Below are 19,283 nucleotides of genomic sequence, written 5' to 3'. Positions count from 1 at the left end.
TTAGAAAGTAGAAGTTTAGCGTCGCCAAAACATTGGGGTAAACAATACCAGCAGGGTAAAGACTTCTAGCCGGCCCAACAGCATCGCAAAACACAGTATCCATTTAGCGGGGTCGTTGATTAAGCCGTAGTGAGCGGAAACTTCACCCAAGCCGGGGCCAAGATTGTTTAAGCAAGCGCCTACAGCGGTAAATGCGGTGACAAAATCTAAGCCAGTGCCCAATAACAACATGGTCATGGTGAGGTACGACAAAACGTACACCGCAAAAAACCCCCAGACCGATTCTATAACACGGTCGGAAATTGTTTTGCTGCCGATCTTAATTGGAATAACCGCATTGGGGTGAATTAAGCGGTGAATTTCACGCAAGCCCTGTTTCATAATTAACAATACGCGAATCATCTTTATGCCGCCGCCAGTCGAACCGGCGCAGCCGCCCATAAAGGCAAACATAAAAATAAGAAAGGGTAAAAAGCTTGGCCAGATCGAGAAGTCGGCAACACCAAAACCGGTGGTGGTTAAAATAGATACCAGCTCAAATAAGCCGTAGAGAATACTGGTTTTCACATCATAGGCACCGCTAACCATTAGATAACCGATGGTCAGCGCCGTACCAAGTAACAGCATAAAAGCGTAAAACTTAAACTCTGGGTCGCGAAAATAATGCACTAGGCTTTTAGTTCGCCAAGCAAAAAAGTGCAGTGCAAAGTTAACCCCAGAAAGCACCATAAAAATGGTACAAATCACCATGATAGGGCCGCTATTAAAATAGCCAATACTGGCGTCGTGGGTAGAGAACCCGCCGATGGCGACAGTGGAGAAAGCATGGCAAATGGCTTCGAAAGGCGACATTCCGGCAAGCCAATAGGCGATGCCACAAGCTAGCGTAAGGGTTAAATAAATTAAAAAGAGGTACTTCGCGGTTTGCGTAATGCGTGGTGTCAGCTTGGAATCTTTTACCGGGCCCGGTGTTTCTGCGCGGTACAACTGCATGCCGCCCACGCCGAGCATAGGCAAAATAGCTACCGCAATCACGACGATACCAATGCCGCCGAGCCATTGCAGTTGTTGTCGATAATAGAGAATTGATTCCGGTAGTGCATCCAACCCCGTCATCACCGTGGCGCCGGTGGTGGTCAAGCCAGAAAGGGACTCAAACATAGCATCGGTAAAGGGCATTTGGGTTGTTTCGGCGAGCATCAGTGGCGCCGAACCGAATAGTGCGAGTACCAGCCAGAACATGGCGGTAATTAAAAAGCCGTCACGGGTATTCAGGTCGCGATTCAATTGATAGAAGGGTAGCCAGGCCGCGAGGCCGGTAATAAAGGCGATCCCGAAGGCGATAATAAAACTCATAAAAGCGCCGTCTTGAAAGATCAGCGACACTAAAACCGGCGGCAACATTGTTAAGCTAAACAGCATTAACAGAATACCTAAAACCTTCGAGATTATGGCGTAATGCATGATCTAAAGCCCACTCATAAAAAGGTAAAGCCCACCTGAAACAGGCGTTCGATATCGCGGGTGTAGCGCTTGTCGATCAGAAACACGATGACGTGGTCACCGGATTCAATAACAATATCGTCGTGGGCAATAATAACCTCTTGGACTGTATCGGTGCTGGTACTGCCGGTTAGTGCAATCTCTGGATTGAGCATTATTTCGTTAGAACCGCGCGCGCTACTAACTTCCCGCACAATGGCACCAATGGTTGCGCCCTCTGGCAGGTCGATATCTTCTACTGCACGACCGACAACCTTTGATGTGCTTGGGTCGCCGTGGGCAATAACTTCGATGGCTTCGGCGGCACCGCGACGCAATGAGTGGACATTCACCATATCACCACGACGCACGTGGGTGAGTAGTGAGCCAATGGTTGCTTGCTGGGGCGAGATGGCAATATCAATCTCACCACCTTGGACCAAATCCACATAGGCGGGGTTACCAATAAGCGTGAGAACTTTGCGTGCGCCGATTCGTTTTGCCAGTAGCGACGACATAATATTGGCTTCATCGGAATTAGTAACGGCGAGAAACACATCGGTTTCCGCGATATTCACCTCGAGCAGCAAGTCTTGGCTGGAGGCGTTACCCTGAATCACAATGGTTTTACTTAGATGTTCGGTGAGTTCAACAGCACGTTCGCTACTGCGTTCGATAATTTTTACGGAATAGCGATTTTCTAATTTCTCTGCGAGGCGCTGGCCAATGTTGCCACCACCGGCAATTACGACGCGTTTGTAGGGCCGGTCGAGCCGTCGGAGTTCACTCATTACCGCGCGAATATCGGCCTTAGCGGCGATAAAAAATACCTCGTCATCCGCTTCGATTACGGTATTACCGGTTGGTGTAATCGGCCGGTTGCGACGGTAAATGGCGGCTACACGGGTATCGACATGGGGGATATGCTTGCGCAGAAAGCGCAATTCTTGGCCGACCAGAGGGCCACCGTAATAGGCTTTAACGGCCACTAACTGCACCGTACTGTTGGCAAAATCCAGAACTTGTAGGGCTCCGGGTTGCTCAATTAGGCGAAACAGGTAATCCGAAACAATCTGCTCGGGCGAAATAATTACATCCACCGGTATTGCGGCATTATCGAATAGACCTTTGTGTTGGGCGTATTCCTGTGAGCGGATGCGGGCAATCTTGGTCGGTGTTCGAAACAGGCTGTGGGCTATTTGGCAGGCGACCATGTTGATCTCGTCGACCCCGGTTACCGCAATCAGCATATCGGCGTCTTCTATTCCCGCTTGCATTAGCGATGCCGGATGAGACGCATGGCCAACCACCACGCCAATATCGATACGGTCGCGCAATTCGCGCAGCGCCGCTTCGTTTTTATCGACTACGGTAATATCGTTTGCTTCGTTGGACAGGTTCGCCGCCAGCGTGCCGCCGACCCGCCCTGCGCCCAGTATGATGATTTTCATGTCGGTATGTTTTGCCAGTGATGTCTGGGGGTTGGTCGCTCTGGGCGAAAACCCTGCGTCGCAACGGTTTGTCTACTTGCTGTTTATTCTCGCGTGCCAACGCATTATTCGCGTGCGCTCGGTACTTGTGAAGAGCGCTTGTGAGCACACTTCTGATTAGTCACTTTAGCTGGCGATCGCTCAATTTGCTGCGAGCCGTGTTTAACCTTCAATTAACGCTTCGCTAAAAGCGCGTAGTAAAAACCGTCGTGGCTGTTTTCTTTGGGAAACAGTTGCCGTCCATAGGGTCTTTCTATACCCCATTCGACTTTGCCCCATTCGGCTTTACTTAGTTCGAGACTTGCGCCAATGCCGGCTTCGGACATAGCCTCGGCAGTGTTAGATGCCGCCTCGATCGATCCATCTTCACCTTCCAAAAGCTCCGTTTCTGCGGGTACATTTCTCGCTTGGCTGAGGGGTAGGTGGTAAGCGTCGGTTTGCTCGGCGAGAAACTCCTCAATAACCTGCTCGTTTTCTTCTGGCAGGACTGAGCAGGTTGCATAAAGTAAACGCCCGCCGGAAGCCAGAGTGCTCCACATGGCGCGAAGAATCTGCCGTTGTAGTGTGGCAAGCTTAACAAGATCGCTGTCGCGACGCAGTAGTTTTATATCGGGGTGACGGCGGATAACACCGGTAGCTGAACAGGGCACATCTAGAAGAATGCGGTCAAAGGTTTTGCCATCCCACCATTGGTTGGGTTGCGCAGCGTCGCCGACCACCAGCTTGACCTTGGCGGCCAAACCGAGACGGTCAAGGTTTTCTTCGACCCGAGCCATGCGATGGGGTTCGAGTTCTACAGCTATGAGCTGCTCGAGTTGCGGTTCGGTTTCGAGGATGTGGCAGGTTTTTCCGCCCGGGGCACAGCAGGCATCGAGCACACGCTGACCGGGTTTCAAATCTAAAAGTGACGCGGCTTGCTGTGCTGCGGCGTCTTGAACCGAGAATTCACCGTCACTAAAACCAGGTAGCTGGCGAATATCACAACTGCTGTTGAGTTGCAGGCCAGAGGGGATCATCGGATTGCGACTAAAGCCAATATCCGCCGCGGTTAAGCGCTGTGCTAGCTGAGCGACACTACTGCGGGTGGCATTGACGCGTATAAACAGTGGTGGAGTTTCGTTGTTGGCGCTGAGGATGTCTCGCCATTGCTCCGGCCATGCGGCGCGTACGCGATTGGTGAGCCAGCGCGGGTGCGAGTAGAGAAATACCGGGTCTTTGCTGAGCCTTTCCGTCAGCTCGTCCTGTTGTCGCAAATAGTTGCGCAATACGCCGTTGATCAAACCGCTAGCCCAAGGTTTTTTAAGTTTGCGGCTACCTTCTACGGTTTCGGAAATCGCCGCATGATCGGGGGTACGCAGGTAGCGCAACTGGTAAAGGCCGATCAACAACAGTGCGAATACGTCTTGGTCTTTGTTGCGAAAGGGCTTGTCTAGCAGCGCTAGCGCTAGCAATTCAAGGCTGTGGAAGCGGCGTAATGTACCGAGACAAAGCTCCTGAAACAGGGGCCGGTCGCGTGTATCGACCTTGCTTGCGGCGCTTTCAAATTGGGTTGCGAGCGACTGGCCGCGCAGCACGCTAGCGAGGGTCTTGGCGGCATGAGCGCGAAGTTGAGTCACGCGCTTTGCGCTCCATTTTTATGACTAGTGGCGTTTTGAGGGGGTGGGCTATCACTGGCGTTGCTGTTGTTTGCAGCGGCATCAGGCTTGTCGCCAAGACGGGATCCGATTGGGCAGAGCTGCGCGTAGCCATTACTAAACTCGGCCAAAGACATGGCTTTTTTACCCGGAACTTGGAGCTTTGTCAGCGCTAGCGCACCGCTTCCACAGGCGACTAAAAGTTGCTGGCGATCATTGACCAATATGGTACCTGGCGGCTTGGTATCAGCTTTAGGGTCGAGATCGATTGGTGTTGCCGCATGAATTTTGAAACGCTCGCCGTTTAGCCAGGTAAAACAAATGGGGGCGGGGTTGAACGCACGAATTTTGCGATCGATGTCGATGGCAGCGGCGGACCAATTGATCTCGGCTTCCGCCTTGTCAATTTTGTGGGCGTAGCTGGCGAGGTTGTTATCTTGGGGGTGCGCTATCGCGGTTCCGGCACTCAGCTGATCAAGTGTTGCCAATAAGGCCTTCGGGCCAAGCTGCGCCAGGGATTGGTAAAGGTCGGCGGAACTGGTGGTGGCTTCGATAGGTGTTTCGGCGACCAACAGCATGTCGCCGGTGTCGAGGCCTTCGTCCATTTGCATAATAGTCACACCCGAAACCTTGTCGCCGGCTTCGATCGCCCGTTGAATCGGAGCGGCACCGCGCCAGCGCGGCAAAATAGATCCGTGGACGTTTAAACAGCCAAGTCGGGGAGCGCTCAACACGGCGAGCGGTAGGATCAATCCATAGGCCACCACAATCATCACGTCTGCATCAAGTGCGGCTAGCTCGGTTTGGGCTTCATCGGACTTTAAACTTGCGGGCTGAAACAATGGGACCCCAGCTGACAGGGCAAGCTGCTTTACCGGGCTTGGCGCTAGTTTTTTACCGCGTCCGGCGGGTCGATCCGGCTGTGTGTAAACGGCAATAAGTTGGTGCTCACTTTCGATCAAAGCCTGCAAATGCTGAGCGGCGAAGTCCGGCGTGCCGGCAAAAATAACTTTAAGCGGAGTGTCTGCAATCAATGGAGAACCTTAATGTAGGGCGGGAGAAAAAACGGCAGGGCGACGCCGTTTTGGCGACACCTACTGCTACTAGCCTAACTTAGGCCGACGCTCATCAGCGCAGCGCTGACTAGAGCGCTCGCTGCTGTTTTTCGAGTTTTTTGCGAATACGCTGGCGTTTGATATTGGAAACATAGTCTACGAATAGCTTGCCGTTGAGGTGATCAACTTCGTGTTGAACGCAGACAGCCAAAAGCCCGTCCGGCTTGATGGTGAACGAATTACCGTCCCGGTCGAGGGCGGTAACACTGACGTGTTCTGGACGGGAAACGGATTCGTAAAAACCCGGCACCGATAGGCAGCCCTCTTCATAGTCGTGCATAACATTGTCGAGCACGTCGATCTTGGGGTTGATAAACACCATCGGTTGATCGTTGGTTTCGCTCACATCGATCACTATCACCTGCTCATGAACATTGACTTGGGTCGCGGCCAAGCCGACGCCTGGCGCGTCGTACATCGTTTCGAGCATATCGTCGACTAAGGTGCGAATGCGGTCGTCAACTTCGGTGACCGGCTTGGCGATAGTGCGCAAGCGTGGATCTGGGAATTCGAGTATAGGTAACAAGGCCATTACGTGACAAACTTCTAGTAACTAGGCAACTTTCGCTGCTAACATTATGATCAAACAGCAGATATACTGTTTTTCGAGTGCCGATACGTGCAGGTTAATGAGGCCGCAGGCGGCGATTTCATCTTTGAATTCGCGTTTTGCATCACTACCGTGACGTCGTGCATGGACTATTATAACCAGTAGTGGCCGGAAAGGCTTCTATAACGCTGATAGTTGTTGTTAGTGGTAGCGATATCCTTTGTCGTTTCTTACAACGTTTTTAGCGAAAACACGTCAGGTAGTGGCACGCAAACGTGCCAAACTCAACAGGACCTCGTGATGAAAAGACTATTTTCTGGAAGGATTGCCGCGTTCGCATTAACGTTCGCTCTTGGCGGTGGCGTCCTCTTCTGTGGCGTCGCTAAGGCAGAAGAGCCAAAGTTGCGCGACAACTTCCCTACCTCCCACACGGTGGTAAAGGGTGACACCCTTTGGGATATTTCCGCTACCTTCCTACAGAACCCTTGGATGTGGCCGGAAATCTGGCATGTAAATACCCAGATTAAAAACCCTCACCTTATCTATCCCGGCGATCTGATTCGCTTGATCTTTATGGATGGCAAACCTCGCCTGACACTAGATACCTCCGGTCGTGTGTTTAAGCTCTCACCCAAAGCTCGTGTTGTGGCAACGGAAGATGCGATAGCGACTATTCCTCTGGATGAAATTAACAGCTTCCTGTCGCGTAGCCGCATTGTCGACGAACAAGAAATAGAAGGTGCTCCCTATGTTTTGTCTGGCATGGATGAACATCTAATTGTTGGTGCTGGCGATAAACTTTATGCGCGCGGCGATTTTGATACGGCTGAGCGCGTCTACGGCTTGTATCGCAGCGGTGATGTTTACGTCGACCCAGAAACCCGTGAAATGCTGGGGATGATGGCAAAGGATATCGGCAGCTTGGAATTGATTAGCAGCGAGCGTGATGTTGGCACTTTAAAAGCTACTCGAACCACTGAAGAAGTCCGTGCCGGCGATCGCCTGTTACGTCAGGAAGAGCGTGCCATCGATACGACTTTTTATCCTTCGGCGCCAAACACCGAAGTGAATGGTGTCATTCTCGCCATTGAAGACGGTATCAACCAAGTCGGCTTGCTTGACGTTGTGGTTATCAACCGCGGTGTACGCGAGGGCGTAGGCGCAGGTAATGTGCTCGCTATCTATAAGCGCGGTGGCAAAATCCGCGATCGCGTTAGTCAAGATTTGGTGCAATTACCCGATGAGCGCGCCGGTCTTCTGATGGTGTTTCGCGCTTTCGAGAAAGTCAGTTTAGGCTTAGTGCTTGAAGCTGAACGCGGCATTTCTGTATCCGATCGGGTACGAAACCCGTAATCTGTAAGTTAAAACAGTGACAGTAAGCGCTGTCACTGTTAAATTTCCGATATTCATCAAACCACAAACATCTCTTTCAAGGACGACAGTATGTTGTGTGCCCTTGAGCAAAGCCTACTGCTGTTAAGGTTGCCCGGTGTAGGAGCCGCTACCTATTGGAAGCTGGTCGAACGTTTTTCCAGCCCCAACGCAGTGCTTTCCGCTCCGCTAGAATCCCTTGCCGATCTCCTCACACCTGAGGCCATTCAACAATTACGTGAATTTCGCGAACGTGGCGAAGAATCGGCGCTCGTCGACAAAGTTCGCGCAGATATAAAATGGGCCGACCAGCATAATGTTGTGGTGATGGATACCGATCATCCGAATTACCCTGAACTGCTTCGCGAAATTAAACGTCCGCCGCCGATACTCTATGTCGCTGGGGATGTTAACCGTCTTTCGATGCCACAAATAGCCGTTATTGGCAGCCGTAGTCCGTCGCCATCTGGGCGCAGTTCAGCTTATGATTTCAGTGCTGCACTTGCCAGCGCAGGATTTACTATCACTAGCGGTTTGGCTTTGGGTGTCGATACCGAAGCGCACAAGGGCGCACTCAGTGTGCGCGGATACACCATTGCTGTGCTCGGCACGGGTTTGGATGTGCTCTACCCGCAGCGCAATAAGTCCTTGGCCGACCAGATATTGCACAACGGTGGAGCTATTGTTAGTGAGTTCCCACTGGGGACCAGTGCTCAGCCCGCCAACTTCCCGCAGCGAAACCGTATTATCAGCGCCCTTTGTTACGGAACCTTGGTTGTCGAAGCCGCCGTGCGCAGCGGTTCGTTGATTACTGCGCGCTACGCTGTCCAGCAAAATCGCGAGCTGTTTGCGATACCCGGCTCCATCCACAATCCTCTCGCCCGTGGTTGCCACGCTTTGATCAAAGACGGCGCCAAGCTCGTTGAAACGGCTCAGGATATAGTCGACGAGTTAAAAGGCTTTTTGTCCATGCAGTGGCAACAACTGAGTTTTGATCGTATACCCGATACTAGCGCGGTTGCCGCCGAAATTGTCGGTAATGAAGAAGAGGACCGCGTGTTGCAGGCGCTCGGATATGAGGCCACCTCCATTGATAATCTTGTCGACCGAACCGAGCTGCCTGTGGGCGAGGTTATGGCATGTTTACTAACGCTCGAATTGAAAGGTTTGGTGGCAAATGTCGGCACAGGTTATATGCGAATCAAACAGAGCAACGTACAAGGCTATAGAGTCGTATAGTCTTTCCGTCCTTATAAGAGTCTGGTCTAGACAATTACTTGCCGGAACGCACGAATTCCAGTACCTTTGCCGGCCCTCAAAAATTATTGGAATTTTGTTCCAATAACGGCGTGCCGCCCTATAACAGGTCGGCGCCACCATTTTTATAGATAACCTTAGATAAAATTTGGAGACGTTTGTCATGAGCAAGCCATTTGTTGCAATTTTAATGGGGTCTGACTCCGACCTACCTATTATGGAAACCGCTTTTGCAGTCCTCAATAAGCTGGAAATTCCTTTCGAAGCCAAGGTTACTTCCGCACATCGCACTCCAAAAGCTACCCACGACTATGTTACTGACGCTGATCAACGCGGTTGTGCCGCCTTTATTTGCGCGGCAGGAATGGCGGCACACTTGGCTGGCGCGGTATCGGCAATTACCTTGCGCCCCGTTATTGGCGTCCCTATCAACGGTTCGCTAGATGGCTTAGATGCGCTTTTGTCTACCGTACAAATGCCTGGCGGTATACCGGTTGCCACCGTTGCTATCGGCAAAGCTGGGGCAAAGAATGCGGCTTATCTTGCCGCACAGATTATTGCCGTTGGCGATGCCGATATGCATCAAAAACTTATTGCCGAACGCGCCGCTAACGCCGCTGAAGTGATAAAAAAAGACGCTGCGTTACAGGAAAAGTTGAAGTCGCTGTAAGCGCGACTTCATTCCCTCACCGATATAGGCAGCTAAACCAGTATTGTTAGCGCCGACGATGTTAGGGCCGACAAGGTGATTTATAACGCCCACCCCGCCATTCATAACGCTTGCCGCGAACTACTTCGCGGCGGCGTTATTGCCTACCCAACCGAAGCTGTATGGGGCTTAGGTTGCGATCCTAATAATAGCCACGCACTTGAACGCGTTTTGCAACTGAAGCGGCGCCATTGGAGCAAGGGATTGATTCTCGTCGCCGCTACAATTGATCAGGTTGAGTTTCTCTTAGACGGTATTAGCACTTCACAGCGCGCGCAGTTGGAAGCCAGCTGGCCTGGCCCAAACACTTGGCTTGTTCCCCATAGGCAACGTGTGTCGCAGCAGCTTTGTGGTGACCATGATACTATTGCCGTCCGCGTCAGCTCGCACCCTGTGGTTAAGGCCCTGTGCGAGCAAGTCGGCGGGCCAATTGTGTCTACGTCTGCCAATCCGCAAGGTTTATCCCCAGCGCGTAGCACGACTCAGGCACGACGTTATTTTGGTCGGCAGGGCGTTGTTTTTGCTCCCGGTGTTGTCGGCCCGCAGAAGACACCGTCTATTATTCGCGATCTGACCACAGGCGCAATTCTACGCGGTTAACCGTCCAGGCCTTCTCTAAAAGGCTTGGAGTAGAAGAATTAGAAAAACCGGAAAACCCTATGACAGTGCCGGATAAAAATGCGGTAAAAGCCTACCTTCTAGACCTACAAAACAGAATCTGTGTGGATCTCGCTGCCTGTGACGGCAAAGCCGAATTCGTTGAAGACACCTGGACACGCCCAGAGGGTGGTGGCGGGCAGTCGCGTGTACTCACTGACGGCGCGGTTATCGAAAAGGGCGGGGTAAACTTTTCTCATGTCACTGGCAATGAAATGCCAGCATCGGCCACGGCCCATCGACCAGAACTTGCTGGGCGCCGTTTTGAAGCTATGGGCGTGTCTTTGGTGATTCACCCGCACAACCCTTATGTCCCCACTAGTCATGCAAATGTACGCTTCTTTATCGCCGAAAAGGACGGCGCCGAGCCGGTGTGGTGGTTTGGTGGTGGTTATGATTTAACGCCCTACTACGGTAATGACGAAGACTGCAGCCACTGGCATCAAACCGCGAAAGACGCTTGCGATCCATTTGGTGGCGACGTTTATGGGCGCTACAAAAAGTGGTGCGACGACTATTTCTACCTAAAGCATCGCAACGAGCCGCGTGGCATTGGCGGGTTGTTTTTTGACGACCTTAACCAGCTCGGCTTCGAGCAATCTTTCGCCTTTATGCGCGCCGTAGGCGACAGCTACACAAAGGCTTACACCCCGATCGTAAATCGCCGTAAAGATATGCCTTACGGCGAGCGCGAGCGCAATTTCCAGCTTTATCGACGCGGTCGCTATGTAGAATTTAATTTAGTTTATGATCGCGGTACGCTATTTGGCTTACAAACCGGTGGCCGCACAGAATCGATACTCATGTCCCTGCCACCGTTGGTGCGCTGGGAGTACGATTGGACTCCCGCCGAAGGCACTGCGGAAGCCGAGCTGTACACCCATTATTTACAACCCAAGGAGTGGATCACTTGTTAAAAACGATTATTCACGGTCAGCGTTATTGCGTGTTTGGTAACCCGATTGAACATTCTAAGTCACCTGAAATTCATGCTGCGTTTGCAGCCCAAACGGGACAAGATCTGGAATATACCCGCGAGCTGGTGGAGTTAGACGCATTTCCCGCTACGGCCAAGGCTTTTTTTGCCAATGGCGGCAGTGGCGCTAACGTCACCGTGCCTTTTAAACAAGAGGCCTGTGAAGTGGCGACTTTGCTAACCGAGCGCGCTCAGCATGCCGGGGCGGTTAATACTTTAGCGATGCTTGAAGATGGCAATATTCTCGGCGATAACACCGACGGCGTCGGCCTAGTTACCGATATTACCCAGCGTTTGGGCTGGCAGATAAAAGGTAAGAAAATTCTTATTCTGGGTGCCGGTGGTGCGGTACGGGGTGTGTTGTTACCCATGTTAAAAGAAGAGCCTGTGGAAGTTGCCATTGCAAACCGCACACGCTCTAAAGCCGAGGAGCTGGCGACCCAGTTTTGCCAATACGGTAAGGTTTCAGGCTATAGCTACAACAACCTTCCCGCCGAGCCCTACGATATTATTATCAATGGCACTTCCTCGGGTTTTGCCGGCGAACTACCGCCCGTGCACTTTGGTTGCTTCTCTGTAGAAACCGCCGTGTACGATATGATGTACGGCAGTGAGCCAACTGAATTTATGGGCTTCGCCCAAGATATGGGCGTAACAAAACTTAGTGATGGTTTGGGTATGTTGGTAAGTCAGGCGGCGGAATCCTTCGGACTTTGGCGCGGCGTTATGCCGGAGACTGCACCGATAATCAGCCAGTTAAGTAAGCTCCTCGAGGAAGAGGCCTAAGCCAATTACCGCCAACCGTGAGATGCAGACGACATCTATGCTGACCATTCGCGACAATCACACTATTGCGGCCAGTTCAGCTGGTGAGCACTAAATGTTAACCAGCCGAAACCTACTCGCGTTATTGGCGGCATTTGCAGTGGGTTGGTTTGGTAGAGGCGCCAGCTTGGAGAAATCGGCTGGCGTGGCAGATGGCAATGGCGCTACTCTGGGCAAATGGCAGCAGCACGCCTCGACTAACAGTGGCCCTATAGGAAACACTATCACTACCCCCACCTTGCCGCCGGTCGACAACAGTACCGTTGCTCGTAAATGGCGGCTATCGTCTGATCGTCAGTCTAGTCATTCTGATAATGCCTCCACTGCAAATTCCGATCTAGCACTACAAGACCGATTTGCACAGCTGCTCCAGCAACGTCAGTACAATCAAGCAATCAACCTGTATAGCGAGCATGAAAACAGCGCCAGTAGCGTCGACATGCAAGCGATGCGCGCCGACCTTTTGGCGTATTTGGAAGGCTTGTTAAACGGCGGCGAAACCACCAGCTTTATCGAGCTCGTCGACGCCTGGCTATATCTTTATTACGCCGATATTGACGTATTACTGCTATTGGCTAAATACAATCGCGTCCAAGACTATCCCTTCGAGGCGCTCTATGTTTACCAGAGTGCGAGGACTTATGCTTACAGCAACAACGACGGTGCACGTGTTACCGCGGAGTTGCAGTCGTTTGTACAGGCCTACGATAGCGCCATGGCGGCAGAGCAAAATTGGTTTGAACTACAGAGCTTCTATGCCCAGCTTTTAGAGATGGATATGGCGGCGCCGGCCAATCACTATCGCTATGCAGAGCTGTTGTTAGCGGCTGGACAAGATGCGCAAGCGCAACAACTTTTAGAGGCGTTAGGGCAGCAGCCCGGTTGGCAGCAGCGGGTAACGACATTACTGCAGTCGTATTCGAATGGCACTGCCAAGGAGCTAAGCCGCGAGGCGGGGGAGGGCTACGCCTCGGCGATTCCGCTGCAGCGAATTGGCGATCACTTTTTAATAAACCTAGGGTTAGAAAATGAATTTGTGAAGCTGCTGTTCGATACTGGAGCTTCGGTTACCATGATTACCCGCCGAGCGTTTGAGCGCCTATCTGCGCAGCAATCAACTTTTTTGGGTACGCGTATATTTAATACGGCCAACGGACGTGTACGCGGCGACGTCTATCGTTTTGAAAACGTTCAGTTTGGCGACTATCAGTTGCAAAATGTTGAGATCTCCGTCAAACCCGTGGAATTAGGCGGTGAAGTAGAGGGCTTGTTGGGAATGAATATATTGCGTCAATTTCAGTTCAAGTTGGATCAAGATAACGCTCAGCTTCTTCTCAATACTCGTTAATCTATACCCCATGTGGCTCGGCCCAAACCCTACATCTGTTTTCCTTCGTGGTATGCCTTACAATGGTGAACACCATTTTGTCGCGGTGTGAGCCGCGCTGGTGACGTTAACATCAGTGGCTAGGTTTACAGATAACCCGCGTTTCCCGAGAATGACCCGCTATGAATAGCAGTGAGCAGAATTACAATATTCGCGCCGGTATTTACCTAAACCCAGCGGAATTTCAATGCAGTGCGATGCGTGCACAAGGTGCCGGCGGGCAGAATGTAAACAAGGTCTCGAGCGCGATTCACTTGCGTTTCGATATCCCAAATTCCAGTTTGCCAGATCACTATAAGCGCATCCTGCTGGCGCTATCTGATAGCCGTATTTCCAGTGAGGGTGTACTGGTGATCAAGGCGCAAAACTTTCGTACTCAGGAAAAAAACCGCAGCGATGCGATTGAGCGGTTGTTGGTGCTGATTCGGCAAGCGACTGCACCGCGAGCGCCGCGCATAGCGACTAAACCGAGCAAGGCCGCTAAAAAGCGCCGTGTAGAAGGTAAGGTTCAGCGAGGAAAAATAAAAGCCGCGCGTGGTCGGGTGAGAGGCGATGACTAATCCGAGGCACCGCAGACTTGGTTGCGACCGCCAATTTTCGCTTCGTAAAGTGCGGCATCAGTGCGTTCAAATAGATCTTCGATGGTCTCTTCATAATTAAAACACGCGTAGCCAACTGACACGGTTACTTGACCAATCTTATGGTCACCGTGGCGCAACGTCTGTTTTGCAATACTCTCGCGAATATTCTCAGCCACACGCTCAGCCCCCACTAAAGGTGTGTCTGGCAGCAGCAAAACGAACTCTTCACCACCAAAGCGCGCTGACACGTCATTGCCGCGAACGACGTTCTTGATTTGATTGCCGATGCATTTCAGTACCGCATCGCCAACGATATGGCCGTGGGTGTCGTTGACACGCTTAAAGTGGTCGATATCGATAACCAATAGCGACATTGGTGTATTGAGCTCTAGGGCCTGTTCGCTCAAGGTTTTAAATGCGTCGTCAAAGGCGCGGCGGTTTTTAAGCCCGGTTAGTGGGTCGGTGAGAGACTCTTGCCGTACCCGGGTAAACTCCTCGTGCATATGGGCGATTTCGGTTTGCGCGGCGGTTAACTTTTCACGCAGTTCCGTACTTACGTTGCTCATTTGCGTAGTTTCGGCGATAAGGTTTTTAACGATAGCTTCGATAATTTCTGTTTGGTCGCCACTATCATCGAGTTGGGCGCCAGCCGTACCTAGCTGTTGTTCGTAGACGGTCGATGAGTTTTGAGCATCAAGCAGCGCAACCTGAGCCTTAGACATTACGTTGTCGACAGCGGTTTTTAGCATCTGTACTGCTTTTGAATCATCGTCTACTACAAATTGGTGGTAGAGCTCTTCTACCTCGCTTTTAGTCGGTGTAGGGCTACTCGCTAGAAGTGCGATAAGGGCATTGCTTAACTTGTCGTTGGTTTTAGCGGTGTGTTGATAGCAGAGGGTATAGATGTAGGGGTTTATTGGCAGCCCGAGTTTAGCGGCAAAGGGAATTGCGCTACGCGCGATCTGTCCAGCTTCCTCGACAGAATCTTTGTAGTCTATACGCATAACCTGTGTTCCCTTATTGAATACTATTGAATTAGACACCACTGTGATTGACTCGGCTGTATTACCACTATCTGCAATATGACTATCTACTGTAACGTAACCTCGCTGTAGTATTTACAGCTTAGCTCGCCTTTAGGAGGCTTTCATGAAAATCGACGTTGTATCCATCACGGCGCACCAATTTATCCGCAATTTAGGGGGTTTAAAAACCGTATTGCATAAAGCAGCGACACACGCTGAGTTGAAAAAAGTTGATGCGACGGTGCTGTTCAGCACTCGCCTGGTGCCCGACCAATTTGCCCTGAACAAGCAGATTCAAATCACCTGTGATACCGCTAAGTTTTGTATTTCACGATTGACGGATCTAACCCCGCCATCGTTTGATGACAGCGAGGCCAGTCTTGAGGAGTTTATCGATCGGATCGATCAAACGATCGCGTTCTTGGAAACCGTTAAAGCGGAAGATTTTGCAGGCTATGAATCACGGGAAATCACTTTTTATTGGAACCCAGGTTCGAAGCTTTCCGGCGATATTTATCTACAGCAATACGCGCTGCCCAATTTCTACTTTCACCTTACAACCGCCTATTCTATTTTGCGATCTGTAGGCGTTGATTTGGGCAAGGCTGACTTCCTTGGCGCGATGGACTGGCAGAAAGCTTAGTGCGCTTCATCCCAGTTATCGCCAATACCCGCTTCGACTAGAAGCGGTACCGACAATTCGACGGCGTTCGACATGATCTCACAGAGTTTTGTCGAAACGTCGTCGACTTGTGTTTCGGCGACTTCTAAAACCAACTCATCGTGAACCTGCATAATCATTTTTGCGTCGTACTTGCTAGCGCTAAGCCACGCGTCCACATCAATCATGGCGCGCTTGATAATATCCGCGGCGGTGCCTTGCATCGGCGCGTTAATGGCGGTTCGTTCGGCCGCTTGGCGACGCATGCCGTTGGGGGAATTTATTTCCGGCAAATAAAGTCTCCGGCCTAACAGCGTTTCAACGTAACCGAGTTCAGCGGCATTGCTGCGAATGTTATCCATGTAGCGGGCAACGCCAGGGTAGCGAGCGAAATAGGTATCGATATAGCGCTGCGCATCGTGACGACCGATGTGGAGTTGTTTTGCCAAACCAAATGCCGACATGCCATAAATCAAACCGAAGTTAATCGCCTTAGCGCTGCGTCGCTGTTCTGTGGTCACCGCATCCAGCGGCGTATCAAAGACTTCTGCTGCCGTCGCTTTGTGGACATCTAAGCCCTTACTAAACGCTTCTTGTAAACCTTCATCCTCGGACAAGTGCGCCATAATACGCAATTCAATTTGCGAGTAGTCGGCGGCAAGAATTTTGTTACCTGTTGCGGCGATAAAGGCTTGGCGAATCCGACGACCTTCGGCGGTGCGAATAGGGATGTTTTGTAGATTTGGATCGGTAGAAGAAAGTCGCCCGGTTGCCGTAATGGCTTGATGGTAGGAGGTATGCACTCGACCGGTACGGCGGTTGACCATCAGCGGTAGTTTGTCGGTATAGGTCGACTTGAGTTTGCTAATGCTGCGGTGTTCCATAATCAATTTTGGCAGCGGATAATCGAGCGCGAGTTCTTGCAATACTTCTTCAGCCGTTGACGGTGCGCCCTTAGGGGTTTTTTTCAGAACGGGCAAATTGAGCTTTTCAAAAAAAATCGCGCCGAGTTGCTTGGGCGAATTTAAATTAAATTTTTCTCCGGCTAATTCGTAGGCTTCCGTTTCTAGTCGGTCCATTGTCTGTGCATGTTCAGTACTTTGTTGAGCAAGTGCCATCACATCAATCAGTGCCCCGTTACGTTCTATTTTTGATAATACTGGTACTAGCGGCAGTTCGATATCGTTAAACACTTTACAGAGGCTGGGCTGATGCTCGAGTTGTGGCCACATTTTCTGGTGTAAGCGCAGGGTGATGTCCGCATCTTCGGCGGCGTAGGGCGCGGCGGTCTCCAAGGGGATCTGATTAAAAGTAAGTTGCTTAGCGCCTTTGCCAGCAACGTCTTCAAAGTGAATCGTCGAGTGCCCCAAATGCGCGAGCGCGAGCGTGTCCATATCGTGGCGGTTCGCGGTGCTATTAAGCACATAAGATTCGAGCATGGTATCGAAGGCAATACCCTGCAAGTTGATATCGTAGTTTGCCAACACATTGGCGTCGTATTTTAAATGCTGCCCCACTTTTTTGAACTTGGGGTCTTCTAGAATCGGTTTGAGAGCGGCGAGCAGCTCATCGCGACCAAGTTGGTCTGGTGCGCCGGGGTAATCGTGTCCGCAGGGTACGTAGGCGGCCTTGCCTGCCTCGACAGCAAATGAAACGCCGACGATTTCGGCGTCCATATAGTTAAGACTAGTGGTTTCGGTATCAAAGGCGAAAAGCTCAGCGGATTTAAGTTTATCTAGCCAGCGCGATAGGCTGGTGACATCGAACAGGGTTTCGTATTCGGTTTCAACCGGCTCGCTTGCTGGGCTCGCGCTAGCATCGCGGTTTGTTGGCGCAACTGCATTAGCACTGGGTTTGGCGCTGGCGCCAACGCCATTGTCGCCACTGTCCAGTTCGGCGACCCAATTCTTGAACTCGAGCTCGACAAATAAATTACGCAGCGTGGTGTTGTCGGGTTCAGCTTGCTTAAGATCGGTGTAACGCTGTTCCAGCGCAACGTCGGTTTTAATAGTGGCGAGCGTGTAGGACAAATAGGCCTTATCTTTATTGTCTTCCAGCTTTTTCGCCATAGTTTTACTGCCGCGAAAGGTCAGCTCGGCGACAGCGTCGAGCTTGCTATAGATAGAATCGAGTCCGCCCAAGCCTTGCAATAACGCCAGCGCCGTCTTTTCGCCAACGCCCGGCACGCCCGGAATATTATCGACCTTGTCACCCATGAGAGCGAGGTAATCGATGATTAGCTCAGGCCCTATACCAAATTTTTCACATACTCCCTCTGGATCCATCACCGTGTTACTCATGGTGTTGATCAGGGTTACCTTGTCCGTTACAAGCTGGGCCATGTCTTTGTCGCCGGTAGAGATAACAACCGGTACGCCATCTGTTCCCGCCGCTTGCGCGAGCGTACCGATAACATCGTCGGCCTCTACCATGTCGATAATGATCAGTGGCAGCCCCATGGCCTCGATAATCTTATGTAACGGCTCTATCTGTGAGCGTAGGTCATCTGGCATAGGCGGGCGATTTGCCTTGTATTCGCCATATAGGTCGTCGCGAAAAGTTTTCCCCTTGGCGTCGAACACGACCACCAGCTGGCTCGTTGGGTAGTCTTTACTTAGTCGACGCAGCATGCTTACCACACCTTTTACCGCACCAGTTGGCTGCCCTTTAGAGCTTACCAGCGGAGGCAGAGCGTGAAAGGCGCGATAGAGGTAGGAAGAACCATCGACTAGGACGAGTGGAGTGGTGTTGCTCATAGGGGATTCTCTTGTTTCGATATTTCTTATTCGATGACGATTCGGCTGCTAGGCGCAAAGGATACAGCAAAGTTGAGGCGCAGGTGGAACCTCAGGTGTCATGGGAGAAGTGTTACCTAAAGACTCGTGGATCAATCAAATGCCAATTAATGTGACGGGGTAACACTTAAAAGGAGAACTAATCGCCTTATCAAAAAATAAATTTTATCTATCTAAAAACCCATTTTTTGGCCTTAAAACACCATATATAGTGATTTTTGAATAGTATTAGTCTATATACGGGCTGTTGCAGTTGTTGGTAATTGTTCTCATAAATATATAGATGTAAAAAAAGTTTGCGTAAAGTGTTACCTGTGGTTACAATTCGTTTCGTGGGGTAACAAACGCCCTGCACGAAGGTCAGAATGGTTCTGACATTCGGTATCAACCATCCCATTTAGGAGTCATTGCAATGAAAACATTAGCTTTCGGCATATTCTTGCTGGCGCTCGTGGTCGGCAATGTGGAGTCTGGCGAGGTTGGTGCCTTCGATCCCCGAATTGACAGCACTACATCAAGTATCGATGTAGCGTTGGCGGAGATAGGTGCTAGCGGTAGCTGGGAGACACGTCAGGACGAGTTCCAAGTCGTACCCAACCGAACAATTGGTCGACGCGATATGGCCAAATTGAACAAGCATCTATCCCAAATTAACACTCAAGTTAGCAGTACGCTTGATGATTTGATTGAACAGCGCACGTTGGAATCCCTGCGTTTTTAGTGGCACCCGTGTAAGGATACACACCCCTCTCTCTTAGGTTTGATAGC

18 protein-coding genes are annotated in these 19,283 nt (G+C 51.1%); 11 read left to right on the top strand and 7 right to left on the bottom strand.

What is annotated here, in order from left to right:
• Positions 1-15: 15 nt before the first annotated feature.
• Positions 16-1,464 carry a TrkH family potassium uptake protein gene (locus IDZ20_RS13975; RefSeq protein WP_188152050.1) on the bottom strand — a complete coding sequence of 483 codons (1,449 nt, stop codon included), beginning with the start codon at positions 1,462-1,464 and terminating at the stop codon, positions 16-18.
• Positions 1,465-1,478: 14 nt separating this feature from the next.
• Positions 1,479-2,933 carry a Trk system potassium transporter TrkA gene (gene trkA, locus IDZ20_RS13970; RefSeq protein WP_188152049.1) on the bottom strand — a complete coding sequence of 485 codons (1,455 nt, stop codon included), beginning with the start codon at positions 2,931-2,933 and terminating at the stop codon, positions 1,479-1,481.
• Here trkA and IDZ20_RS13965 point away from each other — a divergent pair.
• Positions 2,932-3,093, top strand: a complete 162-nt coding sequence (locus IDZ20_RS13965; protein WP_188152048.1) for a hypothetical protein — start codon at positions 2,932-2,934, stop codon at positions 3,091-3,093. The two genes, trkA and IDZ20_RS13965, sit on opposite strands and share 2 nt — an antisense overlap.
• A gap of 52 nt (positions 3,094-3,145) precedes the next feature.
• Here the strand turns inward: IDZ20_RS13965 and rsmB are convergent, their stop codons facing one another.
• The 3 genes from rsmB to def form a co-directional block, all read right to left on the bottom strand.
• Positions 3,146-4,588: a 16S rRNA (cytosine(967)-C(5))-methyltransferase RsmB gene (rsmB, locus tag IDZ20_RS13960; RefSeq protein ID WP_188152047.1), complete on the bottom strand. Its 1,443-nt coding sequence runs from the start codon at positions 4,586-4,588 to the stop codon at positions 3,146-3,148.
• Positions 4,585-5,637: a methionyl-tRNA formyltransferase gene (fmt, locus tag IDZ20_RS13955; RefSeq protein WP_188152105.1), complete on the bottom strand. Its 1,053-nt coding sequence runs from the start codon at positions 5,635-5,637 to the stop codon at positions 4,585-4,587. Before fmt ends, rsmB begins: the two co-directional genes overlap by 4 nt.
• Positions 5,638-5,749: 112 nt before the next feature.
• Positions 5,750-6,253 carry a peptide deformylase gene (def, locus tag IDZ20_RS13950; RefSeq protein ID WP_188152046.1) on the bottom strand — a complete coding sequence of 168 codons (504 nt, stop codon included), beginning with the start codon at positions 6,251-6,253 and terminating at the stop codon, positions 5,750-5,752.
• Between the two features lie 318 nt (positions 6,254-6,571).
• Between def and IDZ20_RS13945 the strand changes: the two genes are divergently transcribed.
• The 8 genes from IDZ20_RS13945 to arfB all read left to right on the top strand — a co-directional run bounded on the left by IDZ20_RS13945 (position 6,572) and on the right by arfB (position 14,013).
• The gene (locus IDZ20_RS13945) at positions 6,572-7,624 is read left to right on the top strand and encodes a LysM peptidoglycan-binding domain-containing protein (protein ID WP_188152045.1); all 1,053 of its coding nucleotides are present in this window, start codon (positions 6,572-6,574) and stop codon (positions 7,622-7,624) included.
• 90 nt (positions 7,625-7,714) lie between these two features.
• Positions 7,715-8,881 (top strand): DNA-processing protein DprA, encoded by a 1,167-nt coding sequence (dprA, locus tag IDZ20_RS13940; protein WP_188152044.1) that lies wholly within the window; start codon positions 7,715-7,717, stop codon positions 8,879-8,881.
• 181 nt (positions 8,882-9,062) lie between these two features.
• Positions 9,063-9,569, top strand: coding sequence for a 5-(carboxyamino)imidazole ribonucleotide mutase (purE, locus tag IDZ20_RS13935; protein ID WP_188152043.1), 507 nt, complete (start codon positions 9,063-9,065; stop codon positions 9,567-9,569).
• A gap of 75 nt (positions 9,570-9,644) precedes the next feature.
• Entirely contained in the window at positions 9,645-10,208 is a 564-nt protein-coding gene (gene tsaC / locus IDZ20_RS13930) for an L-threonylcarbamoyladenylate synthase type 1 TsaC (RefSeq protein WP_188152042.1), read from the top strand.
• 59 nt (positions 10,209-10,267) lie between these two features.
• Positions 10,268-11,182, top strand: a complete 915-nt coding sequence (gene hemF / locus IDZ20_RS13925) for an oxygen-dependent coproporphyrinogen oxidase (protein ID WP_188152041.1) — start codon at positions 10,268-10,270, stop codon at positions 11,180-11,182.
• Complete coding sequence (gene aroE / locus IDZ20_RS13920) at positions 11,176-12,027, top strand: shikimate dehydrogenase (RefSeq protein WP_245792337.1); 852 nt, start codon at positions 11,176-11,178, stop codon at positions 12,025-12,027. Before hemF ends, aroE begins: the two co-directional genes overlap by 7 nt.
• Positions 12,028-12,121: 94 nt before the next feature.
• A complete protein-coding gene (locus IDZ20_RS13915) occupies positions 12,122-13,414 on the top strand; it encodes a retropepsin-like aspartic protease family protein (RefSeq protein WP_188152040.1) in 1,293 nt (430 codons plus the stop codon).
• 161 nt (positions 13,415-13,575) lie between these two features.
• Positions 13,576-14,013 (top strand): alternative ribosome rescue aminoacyl-tRNA hydrolase ArfB, encoded by a 438-nt coding sequence (gene arfB, locus IDZ20_RS13910; protein WP_188152039.1) that lies wholly within the window; start codon positions 13,576-13,578, stop codon positions 14,011-14,013.
• On the opposite strand, the gene IDZ20_RS13905 is transcribed toward arfB, so the two are convergent.
• A complete protein-coding gene (locus tag IDZ20_RS13905) occupies positions 14,010-15,038 on the bottom strand; it encodes a GGDEF domain-containing protein (protein WP_188152038.1) in 1,029 nt (342 codons plus the stop codon). The two genes, arfB and IDZ20_RS13905, sit on opposite strands and share 4 nt — an antisense overlap.
• 145 nt (positions 15,039-15,183) lie before the next feature.
• On the opposite strand from IDZ20_RS13905, the gene IDZ20_RS13900 reads away from it, so the two are divergent.
• Positions 15,184-15,702 carry a DUF1993 domain-containing protein gene (locus IDZ20_RS13900; protein WP_188152037.1) on the top strand — a complete coding sequence of 173 codons (519 nt, stop codon included), beginning with the start codon at positions 15,184-15,186 and terminating at the stop codon, positions 15,700-15,702.
• Here IDZ20_RS13900 and polA read toward each other — a convergent pair.
• A complete protein-coding gene (gene polA / locus IDZ20_RS13895; RefSeq protein ID WP_188152036.1) occupies positions 15,699-18,476 on the bottom strand; it encodes a DNA polymerase I in 2,778 nt (925 codons plus the stop codon). The two genes, IDZ20_RS13900 and polA, sit on opposite strands and share 4 nt — an antisense overlap.
• A 451-nt stretch (positions 18,477-18,927) precedes the next feature.
• Here polA and IDZ20_RS13890 point away from each other — a divergent pair, with 451 nt between their 5' ends.
• The gene (locus tag IDZ20_RS13890; protein ID WP_188152035.1) at positions 18,928-19,236 is read left to right on the top strand and encodes a histidine kinase; all 309 of its coding nucleotides are present in this window, start codon (positions 18,928-18,930) and stop codon (positions 19,234-19,236) included.
• The last annotated feature ends 47 nt before the right edge of the window (positions 19,237-19,283 follow it).

Source organism: Teredinibacter waterburyi (assembly GCF_001922985.1).
Classification (GTDB): domain Bacteria; phylum Pseudomonadota; class Gammaproteobacteria; order Pseudomonadales; family Cellvibrionaceae; genus Teredinibacter; species Teredinibacter waterburyi.
Note: the sequence above shows the minus strand (reverse complement) of the source record. Positions and strands in the feature narration are given on the sequence as shown.